Source organism: Methylomagnum sp. (assembly GCF_054333355.1).
The window spans coordinates 1-13,727 of sequence record NZ_JBTEKS010000085.1; the positions used below are offsets into that span (position 1 = coordinate 1).

Sequence of the window (13,727 nt, forward strand, 5' to 3'; positions counted from 1 at the left end):
CGCCGCTCGCTTCGACTCCGCTCAGCGAACGGCGATGCACTCCGGCATCTCTTAGGGCAGTGACGCGGCGCGTGGGAACGAGCGGGTTAGCTTTCATTTCTTCTCCTCCCCATATTCCCCAGCCTTCCCGCCCTTGCCCCCGTCCTTCTTGTCGAGGATCGGATGATGCGGCAGCAAAGTCGGCGGGAAGCCGTTGAAGATTCGCCACAGCTCATAACCCAGCGGCACTTGATTCAGCAGCACCCAGCCGTTGGCCCGGACGCCTTGGCGCAGGAATCGCTCGCTGGGCCAGGATTGCTCGTCGTCCGGGTCGGGCAGGATCAGCAGGCGGAACTTGCCCTGGCCGTTGTCGGTGGCGTCGATCAGGTTCACCACGCCACCGAAGGTGCCCACTGCCACCTCCGGCCAGCCGGAGAACTGCACCGCCGGATAGCCCTCGAATTGCAGCCGCACCTTGCGGTTCGGGGTGATGAGCGGCGCGTCGTTGCCGTCCATCCACAGTTCCACCGCCCGTTCCTGGGTGTCGGGCACCAGCACCGCCAGCGGGTCGCCCGCCTTCACCATTTCGGCGTTGGAGCTCACCGCCAGCCGCAGCACCGTGCCGTCGCGGGGCGCGGTGATGATCTGGGTGCGCTGGCGGGACAGGCGGGTTTCCAGCTTGAATTTCTCGGCCTGGGCGTAGGCCAGTTCCTCCCGGCTCTTGTTGAGGTCGGCCCGCGCCTTCTCCACGCTGGAGGTGGCGTCGGCCCCGGTCTTGCGGCGGTCGGCCCGCACCGCGTCCACCTCGCTTTCGGCGGCTTTGAGCGCGGCCCTGGCCCGCTCGACCTCGGTGCGGCGCTGGGTCTGTTCCAGCCGGGCCAGCTCGAAGCTGCGGGTCGAGGTCAGCCCCTTGGCGAGCAGCGCTTGCTGCCGGTCGAAGTTGAGTTGCGAGGTCGCCAAGCCGGCATCGGCGGCGTCCAGGGCTTGGCGGGCGGCGCGGAGGCGCTCCTCGGCCATCTTGACCCGCGATTCCGCCCCGCTCACCGCCATGTCGCGGGATTGCTCGGCCATCCGCAGTTGGGTTTCCACCGCCATGACCCGCGCCTCGATGGTGGCGATGCGGCCCAGCAGGGTGGAATATTCGGCCTCTATGCGGCGCAGCAGGTCCGGGTCGTTGTCGGTGATTTCCGCCAGCTTGTCGCCCGCCTTCACCTTGGTGCCTTCCCGCACCCACCATTGCGCCACCCGGCCCTCGACCGGGGCTTCCACCGTCTGTTGCCGTTCCAAGGGCGCATAGGCCACGACCCGGCCCAGGCCGCTGACGTTCTGTTGCCAGGGCGTGAAGCCCAGGAAGACCAGCAGGACGAGGAAGATGCCCACCAGCGAACTGGCCAGCCGCCGGGCCAGGGGGGCGGTTTCGGTGAGGGCCAGGGCGGGGAGGGTTAGGGTGGAAGAATGATCGTCGTGGTGGGTCGTCATGGTCTTTGTCATCGGTTATCTAGGTCGGGCATGTATTCCCATGCCCGACGCTTCCTGAGTCGGAAGACCTACCATTACAGCGCTTATCACCCGGATTCGATACGGCGAATTTGTAAGATACGCTGTGCGTACCTTGCGGGGTCTGAAAGGTACGCACAGCGTACCCTACAGATGCATCGAACCCGCATGAACGCGGCTATAAGTCATGTAGGTTGGGCATGTACTCATGCCCGACGCTTGCGAAACTGAGCTTGTCGAAGGGGGCGAGCGGCTCAAACCCCAGTCGGCTGAAAATGAAACCGTTCATGGTTCGATACCTCACCACGAGCGGTTTCATTTTCACCGTGCGAGGCTTAGGCGATTTCCGAAAATGCTTGTCACCGTTGATCTGGACGTAGGATGGGTAGAGCGTACTCGCGAAACCCATCTAAGCCGGATACAGGGTGATGGGTTTCGCTTCGCTCTACCCATCCTACAGGTATGTCTTTTCCTGGAAATCGCCTTAACTTAACGGCAGTCATGCAGGTCGGGCATGTACCCATGCCCGACGTTTTCGAGATTGGGAGGATTGCGTCGGGCATGAGTGCATGTCCGACCTACGGAGCCTCCCGCAACTCCCCCGCCTCCAACCGCCACACCCGATCACAACATCCCATCACCGCCTGGCTCTGGGTGGCGACGATGGCCGTCCACGGCGCGTCGGGCCGCAGCACCCAGCGGATGACGTCCTCCCGCACGGTCACATCCAGCGCGTCCAGCATTTCGTGAATCAGCAGCAGGCGCGGCTTGCCCACCACGGCGCGGGCCAGCAGCAAGCGACGGGTTTTCTCCGGGGAGAGCGGCGTGCCCAGATAATTCAGCGGCGTATTCAAGCCCTCCGGCAGGGCCATGATGTCCTCATCCAGCCGCAAGGCTTCCAAGGTGTCGCGGATGTCGGTCATGGGGATGTCCGAGCGGCCCATGCGGATGTTGTCCAGCACCGTGCCTTCCAGGATTTCCACGCCCTTAACCAAGGCGATTTCCCGGCGCAGGGCGTCCAGGCCCAAATCGCGGATGTCGAAGCCGTCCACCTGGATCGTACCCGCACCGGGGCCGCGCAGTCCGAACAGCAATTCCAGCAAGGTGCCCCGGCCCGCGCCGCTAGTCCCCACCAGGGCGATGCGCTCGCCGGGGCGGGCTTCGATTTCGACGCCGTGCAGAATCTCCCGCCCCTCGCCGTAGCCGAACGACAACCGATGCAGCCGCACCGCCGCCGGGCCGCCCGTGTGGCTGAGGGGTTCGCCGCCGCTGCGTTCTTGCGGCAGGTCGAGGAGGTGGCCCAGCTTGTCCATGGCGGCGGCGAGGTCGTAATAGCTTTCCAGCGATTTGCCCAAGCGGCTCAGGCCGCCGATCATGGCGTTGACCACCAGTTCCGCCGCGATGAGTTGCCCTAAGGTCAATTGCTTGTCGATGACCATCCAGCCGCCCAGGCCCAACAGCGCGGTGTTCGCCAGGGTGTGGATGAACAACACGCCGATGTTCTGGCGCATGAACACAGTGAAATGGGCGCTACGGGCGTCCAGGTAGGCGCGGGCCAGTTGGTCGGAATGCAGGGCGACGAATTCCGGGCTGCCCGCCCATTTGAACAGCATGGGGTTGCGGGCGATTTCTTCCAGCCACGCGGCCACGGCGTACTTGGCGCGGGATTCCTCGATGGACGTGCTGACCCCGCGCCGCCCCAGCCCGAAGAACACGAACAGCACCGCCAGAACCAGCAGCAGGTCGAAGGCCAGCAGGATGGGATGGTAGAAGGCCAGCAGCAGCATCCCGATGACCGCTTGCAGGCCGTAGGCGAGTCCATCCAGCAGCAGCACGGCGGCGCTTTTCTGCACCGTCATCACGTCGAAGAAGCGGTTCACCAATTCCGGGCCGTTGCGTCCGTCGAAGGCGTCCCGCGTCACCCGCTGCAAGCGCCCGGCGATGTCGCCCACCAGCCGGACGAAAATGCGCCGCTGCATCATCTCCACCACGTAGAACTGGAAGGCGATCAGGAGGTTGTTGAAGGCGAGGCTGGCGAACAGGATCACCACCAGCACCACCAGCGGTTGCAGCAGCGCCCCGAAGGCGATGGTGTTGACCAGGGCTTGCACGGCGATGGGCGTGGCGAGGGCCATCAATCCGGCGCCCACGGCGAAGGCGACGACGGTCCAGAGATCATGGCGTTCCAGCCAGATCAGGCGGCGCAGGCGGGCCTGGGGGCTGAGATGGGGATGATGAGAATCCATGGATGTCAGCGTTGTTCGTATTGTTCTTCAATGGTTGCTATTGTCCGGTAGGTCGGGCTTAAGCCCGACCTACACGCCTACGAAGCTGTTTCCGGTATAGCCCAAGCCGCTCGCAGTCTCGCCCTTAGGCGGTTACTCGCTGGCTTGAGGCGCCTAAAGGCGGAACTCCGAGCCAATGGGGGTGCGGCTGAGGACCAAAGATGGCCCACAGTCTGGACCGCCCCGCGATTGGTTAGCGGCTTTCCTCCGCGAATTGCCGGTGATATTCGGCCATTTTGCGGCTCTCCTCCGCCGCCTTTTCGAAGTCCATGATCATATCGTTGGCGCGGGCCTTCAGGTCGAGTATCCGCTTGCCGTACTTGTGAGGCTGACGCTGGTATTGCTCCAGAATCTGCCGTTGCTCCGCCGCATCGTCATCCATCACCCTGGCCATCTCTTCATAGTGATCGGCCAGTTGGCTGTGAGACTCGCGGGTGTCCGCGTTCTGCATCTCCAAGGCCCAGTCATGGGGCCGCAATTGCTTGCTCGGCGCACAGCCGATCAGCATCCCGGCCATCGCTAGCGCGGCGAAAACACGTCCTTGCCTGATTCCTTTCGTTGCGATTACTTTCATGGCGTACCTCCTTGAGAGAACAACAGGGGCCATCCAGCGCCCCACAGGGTGTTCATGCCAACATGACACCCGCTTCTTCCGGGAGGGCGGATGCAATCATCCCCACTCCCGCCGCCGGGCCTGTTCCCGCATATCCCGCAGGAACTTTTCATACCCGACCAACAGATAGACCGCGAATCCGGCGATAACGGTCAACAGCCATTCCTCCCCGCCCAACGGCGCGGTGTGGAACAGCCAATTGAATGTGGGCAGGTAGATGAACGCCATCTGGGCCAGCAGCATGACGGCGATGCCGCCCCACAGCCAGGGATTGGAGAACAGCCCGACCTTGAGCATGGAATGGGTGAGCGACCGGCAGTTCAACAGGTAGAAGCTCTGGCCGACGGCGAACACGTTCACGGCGGCGGTGCGGGCCTTCTCGATGGGTTCGCCGTGGGCCATTTCCAACTCGAACAGGCCGAAGGAGGCCGCCGTCAGCAGCAGGCCCACGAACACGATGCGGAACAGCAATTGCCCGGTCAGGATCGGCTCGTCGGGCCGGCGGGGCGGACGCCGCATCAGGTCCGGCTCCTTGGCCTCGAAGGCGAGGGTCAGCCCCAGGAACACCGCCGTGGTCATGTTGATCCACAGAATCTGCCCCGGCAGGATGGGCAGGGTCATGTCCAGCATCACGGCGACCAGGATCACCAGCCCCTGCCCGATGTTGGTGGGCAGGGTCCAGGTCAGGAACTTCACCAGGTTGTCGTACACGCCCCGGCCCTCCTCCACGGCGGCGGCGATGGAGGCGAAGTTGTCGTCGGTCAGCACCATCGCCGCCGCCTCCTTGGAGACCTCGGTGCCGGTGATGCCCATCGCCACGCCGATGTTGGCCTGCCGCAGGGCCGGGGCGTCGTTCACCCCGTCGCCGGTCATGGCGACGATATGGCCGTGGGATTGCAGCGCCTTCACCAGCCGCAATTTCTGCTCCGGCGCGACCCGGGCGAACACGGCGGTGGCCTCGGCGGCGTCCGGCAGTCGCTCGTCGGGAATGGCGGCGAGGGCTAGTCCGTCCAGCGCGGCGACGGGGGCACCCGGTCCTTCCAGGCCGATCTGCTGGGCGATGGCGACGGCGGTAATCAAATGGTCGCCGGTGATCATCTTGACCTTGAGTCCCGCCGCCCGGCAGTCGGCGACGGCGCGGATGGCCTCCGGGCGGGGCGGGTCGATCATCCCTTGCAAACCCAGCAGGCCCAGCCCGGCGCCCACTTCATTGTGGTCGATGTCGCCGTCGTGGCGGGGCCGCTCGCCCCGCGCGAAGGCCAGCACCCGCAGTCCCCGTTCGGCCATCTCGCGCACCACCCGGTGAACCTCGTCCACGTCCAGCGGGACGGGGCTCATCGCCGCATCGAAGCCGTGGGCGCACCGGGGCAGCAGGCTTTCTACCGAACCCTTGAGATAAACGTGGTGGGCGTCCTCGGCCAGGTTGTGGTGCAGGGTCGCCATGAACTGGTGGGCCGATTCGATGGGGATGGCGTCCAGGCGCGGGTGATCCGCCGCCGTGTGTTCATGGCGCAGACCGGCTTTGGCCGCCACCGCCAGCAAGGCGCCCTCGGTGGGGTCGCCTTCGATGCGCCAAACGCCGTCTTCCTCCACCAGCCGGGCGTCGTTGCAGGGCAGGCCCGCTTTCAGGCATTCCCGCAGGGCGGGATGATCGGCGGGTGCGATGTCGCGGCCATCCGCCCCGAGAAAACCGCCGTGCGGCGCGTAACCACCCCCCGTCACCTCGAACCGCTCCCCGCCAGTCCAGACCGATTGCACGGTCATTTGGTTCTGGGTCAGGGTGCCGGTCTTGTCGGAGCAGATGATGCGGGTGCCGCCCAGGGTTTCCACCGCCGGGAGCTTGCGGATGATGGCGTGGCGGCGGGCCATGCGCTTCACGCCGATGGCGAGGGTGATGGTGACGGCCACCGGCAAGCCCTCGGGAATAGCCGCCACCGCCAGCGCCACGGAGGCGATGGAGGTGTCCACCGGATCGTTCCCGCGCAGCCAGCCCGCCCCGAACGCCACCGCCGCGAGGCCGATGATGAACCACATCAGCAGCCGCCCGAATTTGGCGATCTTGCGGGTCAGCGGCGTTTCCAGCTCGACCGCCTCGGCCAGCAACCGGTTGATGCGGCCTATCTCGGTGCGGTCGCCGGTCTCCACCACCAGGCCCACGCCGGTGCCATACGTCACCAGGGTGGAAGAATAGGCCATGTTGGCCCGGTCGGCCAGCAGGGTCTCGGCGGGGAGGGCGGCGGGGCGTTTCTCCACCGGGGCGGATTCGCCGGTGAGGGCCGATTCGTCGATCTGCAATTCCCTAAGACGCAGCAAGCGCAAATCGGCGGGCACCTTGTCGCCGGATTGCAGGAACACGAGGTCGCCGGGCACCAGTTCCGCCGCCGGAATCACCAGCCGGGCACCATCCCGCAGCACCGCCGCGCTCAGGCTGAGGTCGCGGGCCAGGGCGTCGATGGCGCGGAGGGCGTTCATTTCCTGGATGAAGCCGATGATGGCGTTGAGCAGCACCACGCCGAAGATGACGGCGGAATCCGTCCAGCTTTTCAGGAAGCCGGTGATGAGCGCCGAGGCCAGCAGGATGTAGATCAGCGGGTCATGGAACTGCGAGAGAAACAGGGCGACCGGGCCTTTGCCCGGTTTCGGGGTCAGCCGGTTCGGGCCGTGTTGTTCGCGGCGCTGGGCGGCTTCCGGCGCGGCCAGTCCGTGGGCCGGATCGACAGTCAGCCGCTCCGCCGCCAGTTCCGGCGGTTGGGCGTGCCAGGGGAATTCAGGTGGGTTGGGCATGGGTTGGTCCTTAATCCTTCAAGGTTCGGAGAGGCTGTTGGCGGTTTCAGGTTCAGGTTCAGGTTCAGGTTCAGGTTCCGCCGCCCGCCGCCGGTTAGACAGGAAACCGGCCAGACGCGGCGCGAATCTCCGATAGAGCCAGACGAACAGCGCCAGGAACACGAACAAGCCCAGCCAGGCCGTCATCATCTGGGCCGTGTGGCGGGAAACCTGAAAGGCGGATCGGAAGCCGTGTTCAATGGCGAGTTCCAATGAGCCGAGGGCGAAATGCAGGACGTACCACACCACATGCAGCGCTTGCCCGACGATGAACAGCGCCAAATCGGGAGCCGCCAGAACCAGCGCTAGGCCACCGAGCAACGCCACGTATTTGGCGGGCGGGCGGCGCGGGGTGAATGGGGAAGCGTCGCCAGGTGGATGGGTTGGCATGGTGTTTTCCTCGACGGTAAAGAATCATTTTTTGGATGATTTATTTGCACAAAGTCGGAATGTCTCCAAGCTCAAAGACGTGCCTGAACAAGCGGCATCATGGAGGGTGAATCCAGCGCACTTCCGCACGCCGCTGGCGGAAACAGTGGATTTCATAGACAAAAACGGGTTAAGCCTATATTTTGTTGCTTCTAATAAAACAAAGCCTAGCGGAATTTCAGTCCGTCCATGCCTACGTCTCTCCTGGTCACGCCACCATAAGCCCCGTTCTCTTGCCCTAATCGCCGGGCATTCCGCATTTCCACCCCTATTCCATTCTCGCCGTCGGCGCTGTCCGGTGGGTGGTGTTGCATTGTTTCGCTTCCAGGAGTCTCCCCATGTTGGACAGGATCGAATTCGCTTCCCTCAAAAACAATCTGCTTAGCGGCTTGACCGTATCCCTCGCGATGGTGCCCGAAGCCATCGCCTTCGCCCTGGTGGCCCATGTCGCGCCGTTGACGGGCCTTTACGCGGCCTTCTTCGTCGCGCTCATCACCGCCGCGCTCGGCGGACGGCCCGGCATGATTTCCGGGGCGACCGGCGCCCTCGCCGTGGTGATGGTGTCGCTGGTGGTGCAGCACGGCGTCGAATATCTCTTCGCCACCGTCGTCCTGATGGGCGTTTTGCAGATGCTGTTCGCCGCCGCCAGGTTCGGCAAGTTCATCCGCATGGTGCCCCATTCGGTCATGCTGGGTTTCGTGAACGGGCTGGCCATCGTGATCTTCCTGGCCCAGTTCGGCCATTTCAAAGTGGTCGGCGGGGACGGAACGCCGCACTGGATGAGCGGAACCCCGCTGTACACCATGGCGGGCTTGATCGCGTTGACGATGCTGGTGATTTACCTGCTGCCCAAAATCACCCAGGCGATTCCGGCCACGCTGGGCGGCATCCTGGCGGTGTCGGCGCTGGTCGGGACGCTGGGCATCGACACCAAGACCGTGGGCGATCTCGGCTCCATCAAGGGCGGCCTGCCGACGTTCCACCTCCCCGGCGTGCCCCTGGATTGGGAGACCCTGCGGATCGTCTTTCCCTACGCCCTGATCCTCGCCGCCATCGGCCTGATCGAAACCCTGTTCACCCTGAATCTGATCGACGAAATGACCGACACGCGGGGCCGCCCTAACCGGGAATGCCTGGCCCAGGGCGCGGCCAATGTCGTGACCGGCCTGTTCGGCGGCATGGGCGGTTGCGCGATGATCGGCCAGAGCATGATCAACGTGAACAACGGCGCCATAGGACGCCTCTCCGGCATTTCCACCGCGCTGTTCCTGCTGTCGTTCATCCTGTTCGGCTCGGAATGGATCGAACGCATCCCCTTGGCGGCGCTGATCGGGGTGATGTTCGTGGTCGCGGAGAAGACCTTCGAGTGGGGGAGCCTGCGCGTGCTGCACAAGGTGCCCCGGCCCGACGCCTTCATCATCGTGGCCGTCACGGTGGTCACGGTGCTGACCGACCTCGCCATCGCGGTCATCGCCGGGGTCATCATCGCCGCCTTGGTGTTCGCCTGGGAACACGCCAAGCACATCAATGTCAGGACTTACCTGGACGATAAGGGTTGGAAGGTCTACGAACTGGAAGGCTCGCTGTTCTTCGCGTCGGTGGCGGGATTCCAAACCCTGTTCACGCCCAAGGACGACCCGGACGAGGTGGTGATCGAATTCCGCCGGGCGCGGGTGGTCGATCATTCCGCGCTGGAAGCCATTGATGGCTTGGCCGAGCGTTACCAGCAGGTCGGCAAACGGCTGCACCTGCGCCATCTCAGCCCGGACTGTCTGGACGTGCTGGAGAAAGCCAAGGGCATGATCGAGATCAATCTGCTGGAAGACCCGCATTACCATATCGCCGACAACAAACTTGGATAACCCGACGGCCATTGAGCTAAGCGTTCGTAGCTCCCGTAGGTCGGGCATGTACTCATGCCCGACATGGCCGCTCGTAACCGAAAAACCGTCGGGCATGGAATACATGCCCGACCTACGGATGGAATGGGCGCGAAGGCGTCACCCCGTGTTCCGCATCCCCGCCGCAATCGCGTTAATCGTCCGCAACAACGGCTTCATCCACGGGTTCTCCCCGGCCTCGTCCTCGCCCGCCTCCCGCAGCCGCCGCAGCAGGAACACTTGAATGAAGTTCAGCGGCCCCAGGAAGGCATTGCGCCGTTGCAGCGACGCCGCCAGCGCCGGGCTATCCGCCATCAGCCGGTCGCTTTGGGCGATGTCCAGCACCCAGTCCACGCAGCGCCGGTATTCGCCTTCGATCATCCCCAGCACCCGCTTGCCGGTGTCCGGGTCCACGCACAGCCCGGCGTATTCCTTGGCGAGGTTCATGTCCGACTTGCTCAGGGCCATCTGCGCGTTGCTCAGGAGGTTGCGGAAGAACGGCCAGTCCCGGTACATCTTGCGCAGGGTCTCCAGCCGCTCCGGCCTACCCGCGCACCAAGCCGCCACGCTGGAGCCGATGCCGTACCAGGCCGGGAAGGTCTGCCGCGATTGCGCCCAGGCGAACACCCAGGCGATGGCCCGCACCGAGTACTTGGAGCGGTCCTGCTTCTTGCGGTGGGAGGGCCGCGAGCCGATGTTGAGCCGACCAATCTCGCCCACCGGGGTGGCCTCGTAGAAATAATCCAGGAAGCCGTCGGTGTGTTCGGTCAGTTCGCGGTAGCCGTGTTCGCCGATGCGGGCCAGCTCGCCCATCACCGCCAAGTCTTCCGGGCGATCCGCCGGGACCGGCTGGACCAGGCTCAGGCTGGCTTTCAAGAGGCCGGTCACGCCCATGGTCAGCTCATAGATGGCGGTCTCCATGTTGTTGTAGCGGTAGAACAGCACCTCGCCCTGTTCGGTGAACTTGATCTGGCCGCGCACCGTGTCCGGCGGCTGGGCCAGGATGGCGGCATGGGTCGGCCCGCCGCCGCGCCCCACCGTGCCGCCGCGCCCGTGGAACAACCGGCACTTCAAGCCCCGTGCGCTGGTGATCGCCAACACCCGCTGTTGCGCCCGGTACAAGCCCCAGGCCGACGCCAGGATGCCGCCGTCCTTGCAGGAGTCGGAATAGCCCAGCATCACTTCCTGCCGCTCGCCCGCCGCGTCCAGCAGTGCCCGGTAAATGGGATCGTCGAGCAACCGGGTCAGCACGTCCTCGATCCGGTTGAGGTCGTCGATGGTCTCGAACAAGGGGCTGACGCCCAGATGGCAATGCCAATGCCCGCCCAGCCGTCCGGCCAGCCCGCTTTGCGCCGCCAGCAGCATGACCTCCATGACGTGGCTGGCGGCGTGGGTCATGGAGATGACGTATTTGCCGAAGCAATCCGGGCCGATTTCCCGCCGCATCCGGGCCATGGCCTCGAAGCTGTCCAGGGTCTCGCGGGTGGCGGGGGACAGGTCGGCGCGGTTGTAGACCAAGCCGCCCGGCGCGGCGATGGCCTCGCCCAGCAGCTTCATCCGCTCGCCTTCGTCCAGGGCGCGGTAATCCACCTTCAACGCCGCCGCCAGGAGGTCCGCCACCGCCTCGGTGTGCCGCCCGGATTCCTGCCGCACGTCCAGTTGCATGAGGTGGAAGCCGAAGGTCTCGGCCAGGCGGATCAAGTCGTGCAGTTCCATCGCGGCGATGGCGGCGTCGCCGTGTTCGCGCAAGGAAGCATCCAGCAAGCGCAGGTCCACCAGGAACTCCGCCACGCTGGGGTACGCCTGCCGATCCGGCAAATCCAATTCGCCATGCAAACGCTGCTCGACCCGCCGCAGGGTGCGCTCCACGCGGTATTTCATGAGGGCCAGCTTGTGGCGATACGGCTCTTGCAGATAGGGCCGCTCCACGTCCGCCGCCGCCGCGCCGAGCAGGGCGCGGTCGGCTTCCAGGCTGTCCAGCAGCGCCGCCGCCGGTTCGCAGAGGCCAAAGGAATGGGAAAGCTGGCCGCGCAGTTCGTCCAGGCGGCGAATGTATTCCCGCAGGATGGTTTCCGACTGACGGCGCAGCGCTAGCACCGTGATTTCCGGGGTGACATTGGGATTGCCGTCGCGGTCGCCGCCGATCCACGAGCCGAACCGCAGGAAGCTGGGCACGCGCAGGTTCCGGGCGGCGTCCTCGCCGTACACATCGGCCAGGGAGCGCTCGAAGTTGCGGTAGACCCGCGCCGTGGCCTCGAACAGTGACAGCGGGAAATAGAACAGCCCGGCCTCGATCTCGTCCTCCACCCCCAGGCGGCGGACGCGGACTTCCTCGGTTTTCCACAGCAATTGAATCTGGCTTTGCAGCCGCTCGATGGCTTCCCGGCGGAAATAGCCCTTCACCCGGTTGTCGGCCAGGGCGTCGTAGGTCACGAACACATGCCGCAGGGTGCCCTTGACGGTGCGGCGCTTGGCCTCGGTGGGATGGGCGGTCAGCACCGGCAGGTACAGCAGCTCATCCAGCAAGACTTGCAGCGCGTCCGCCGTGACGCCGGAATCCTTGAGCCTAAGCAGGGTGTCGTGGAAGGAGCCGGGCCAGTAGTGCCCGCCGCGCTCGGCCTGGCGGCGGCGCTGACGGAGGTTGTGGGATTCCTCGGCGATGTTGAGCAGGCTGAAATAGCGGTTGAAGGCCCGCACCACTTCGCCGATGGCGTCGGGGTCCAGCCCATCGACGGTGTCCAGCAGGTGCTTGCGCCGCAGCGGAGTGCCGTCGCGCAGCAGGCCGGCGAAGCGGCGTTGCAATTGCTCGACCGTGTCGGCGACTTCGGGCTGGGCCTGGGTCTTCAAGACCCGCGTCAGCACCGAGCCGAGCAGGCGGATGGAGCGGCGGAGTTCCTTGTCCTCGGTTTGAATGTCCATGATGGGGGATACCAGGGTGGGGTGGTTGGTGGCCTGCTCGGGCAAGGCGGTGGCCTCGGGCCGGTTTTTGCGTTTTGCCAGGGTCATGTGTGGTGTCCTCTTTCAAATTTCCGATGCCAGCAATGGGCGTTCCAGTCCTGCTGGGGCGGGCCGTTGTTCGCTAAGCGTTTTGAACTGACCATCCAGGGGGTCGTAGCCGAAGACCTGGCCGGTCTCGATCTTATAGACCCAGCCGTGCAGCTTTAGCGTGCCCCGCGCCAGCCCGGACGCCACCATCGGATGGGTGCGGAGGTTCCCCATTTGGGCCAGCACGTTTTCCTGGATGGTGACGTTGAGCAGGGTGGCGTCGTCCCGGTCGCTGTAGATGTCGCGGACGATGCGGCGGGTGATTTCGGCATGGGAAAGCCATTGGGTGAGGGCCGGGAAGTCGCGGCTGGGCGGCGGCTCCAGCAGCCCCTTCATGGCGCCGCAATGGGAATGGCCGCAGACGATGATGTCCTTGACGCCCAGCCCCGCGACGGCGAACTCGATGGTCGCGGCCTCGCCGCCGTGCCCGGCGCCATAGGGCGGGACGATGTTGCCGGCGTTGCGGAGGATGAACAGCTCGCCGGGTTCGGTCTGGGTCAAGAGGTTGGGGTTGATGCGCGAATCCGAACAGGTGATGAACAGCGTCTCTGGCGATTGGCCGTGGGCGAGGCGCTCGAACAGCTCGCGCTGGGAGCCGAACAGCTCCGACTGGAAGTGGTGGAGACCTTCGATGAGTTTTTGCATGGCTGGATTCTCGCTTGTTGTTCTGGGGGAACCGTTCACAGGCAAGAGATTACGCAGCCGTCCGGCCATCGTAAATTAGGAATATGTTTGGCGATTCATAAAGAAAATCTATGAATCCACGGAGGCTCCCCGCACGCCAGCCTTTCCCCCGGTTCCCAAGCCCATTGCCGGTGATAAGATTTAAGGGAGGTGGGCTTAATTGGTTGACGACAACACTGTCGGAGCGCGGGCGTCCCGCCCGCTCGCGGGCCAGAGGCCCGCGCTCCCAACGGGATAAATCAATTAAACCCACCCCCACCCATCGAACCGGGCCGCATTGCGATGGGTTCCGCGAAGCTCCACCCATCCCATAAAGATATTCTTTCCTAGAAATCGCCTAAGTTAAGCGCACGGGCTTTGATTTCGTTGGCTGAGCCTGTCCTGAGCGCAGCCGAAGGGCGGAGTCGAGGCCAGCGAAATCAAAGCCCCTCGACAGGTTCGCTTCGACTCCGCTCAGCGAACGGTAGCCTAACTTAATGGCAGTGCCCGCTA

The 13,727-nt window shown here is 64.6% G+C and carries 8 protein-coding genes; 1 reads left to right on the forward strand and 7 read right to left on the reverse strand.

Annotated features, from left to right (window positions below; translation table 11 throughout):
• Nucleotides 1-93: 93 nt before the first annotated feature.
• The 5 genes from ACXWUF_RS08840 to ACXWUF_RS08860 form a co-directional block, all read right to left on the reverse strand.
• A complete protein-coding gene (locus ACXWUF_RS08840; RefSeq protein WP_458494303.1) occupies nt 94-1,458 on the reverse strand; it encodes an HlyD family secretion protein in 1,365 nt (454 codons plus the stop codon).
• Between the two features lie 596 nt (nt 1,459-2,054).
• Nucleotides 2,055-3,722: a peptidase domain-containing ABC transporter gene (locus tag ACXWUF_RS08845; RefSeq protein ID WP_458494304.1), complete on the reverse strand. Its 1,668-nt coding sequence runs from the start codon at nt 3,720-3,722 to the stop codon at nt 2,055-2,057.
• 232 nt (nt 3,723-3,954) lie between these two features.
• The gene (locus ACXWUF_RS08850; protein WP_458494305.1) at nt 3,955-4,335 is read right to left on the reverse strand and encodes a hypothetical protein; all 381 of its coding nucleotides are present in this window, start codon (nt 4,333-4,335) and stop codon (nt 3,955-3,957) included.
• A 96-nt stretch (nt 4,336-4,431) separates the two neighbouring features.
• Complete coding sequence (locus ACXWUF_RS08855; protein ID WP_458494306.1) at nt 4,432-7,158, reverse strand: cation-transporting P-type ATPase; 2,727 nt, start codon at nt 7,156-7,158, stop codon at nt 4,432-4,434.
• Between the two features lie 18 nt (nt 7,159-7,176).
• A complete protein-coding gene (locus tag ACXWUF_RS08860) occupies nt 7,177-7,587 on the reverse strand; it encodes a hypothetical protein (RefSeq protein WP_458494307.1) in 411 nt (136 codons plus the stop codon).
• Between the two features lie 377 nt (nt 7,588-7,964).
• Here ACXWUF_RS08860 and ACXWUF_RS08865 point away from each other — a divergent pair, with 377 nt between their 5' ends.
• Nucleotides 7,965-9,488 carry a SulP family inorganic anion transporter gene (locus ACXWUF_RS08865; protein WP_458494308.1) on the forward strand — a complete coding sequence of 508 codons (1,524 nt, stop codon included), beginning with the start codon at nt 7,965-7,967 and terminating at the stop codon, nt 9,486-9,488.
• Between the two features lie 138 nt (nt 9,489-9,626).
• Here the strand turns inward: ACXWUF_RS08865 and ppc are convergent, their stop codons facing one another.
• Both ppc and ACXWUF_RS08875 read right to left on the reverse strand, forming a co-directional pair.
• Nucleotides 9,627-12,512: a phosphoenolpyruvate carboxylase gene (ppc, locus tag ACXWUF_RS08870; protein ID WP_458494309.1), complete on the reverse strand. Its 2,886-nt coding sequence runs from the start codon at nt 12,510-12,512 to the stop codon at nt 9,627-9,629.
• Between the two features lie 15 nt (nt 12,513-12,527).
• Entirely contained in the window at nt 12,528-13,196 is a 669-nt protein-coding gene (locus tag ACXWUF_RS08875; RefSeq protein WP_458494310.1) for a carbonic anhydrase, read from the reverse strand.
• Between the last annotated feature and the right edge of the window lie 531 nt (nt 13,197-13,727).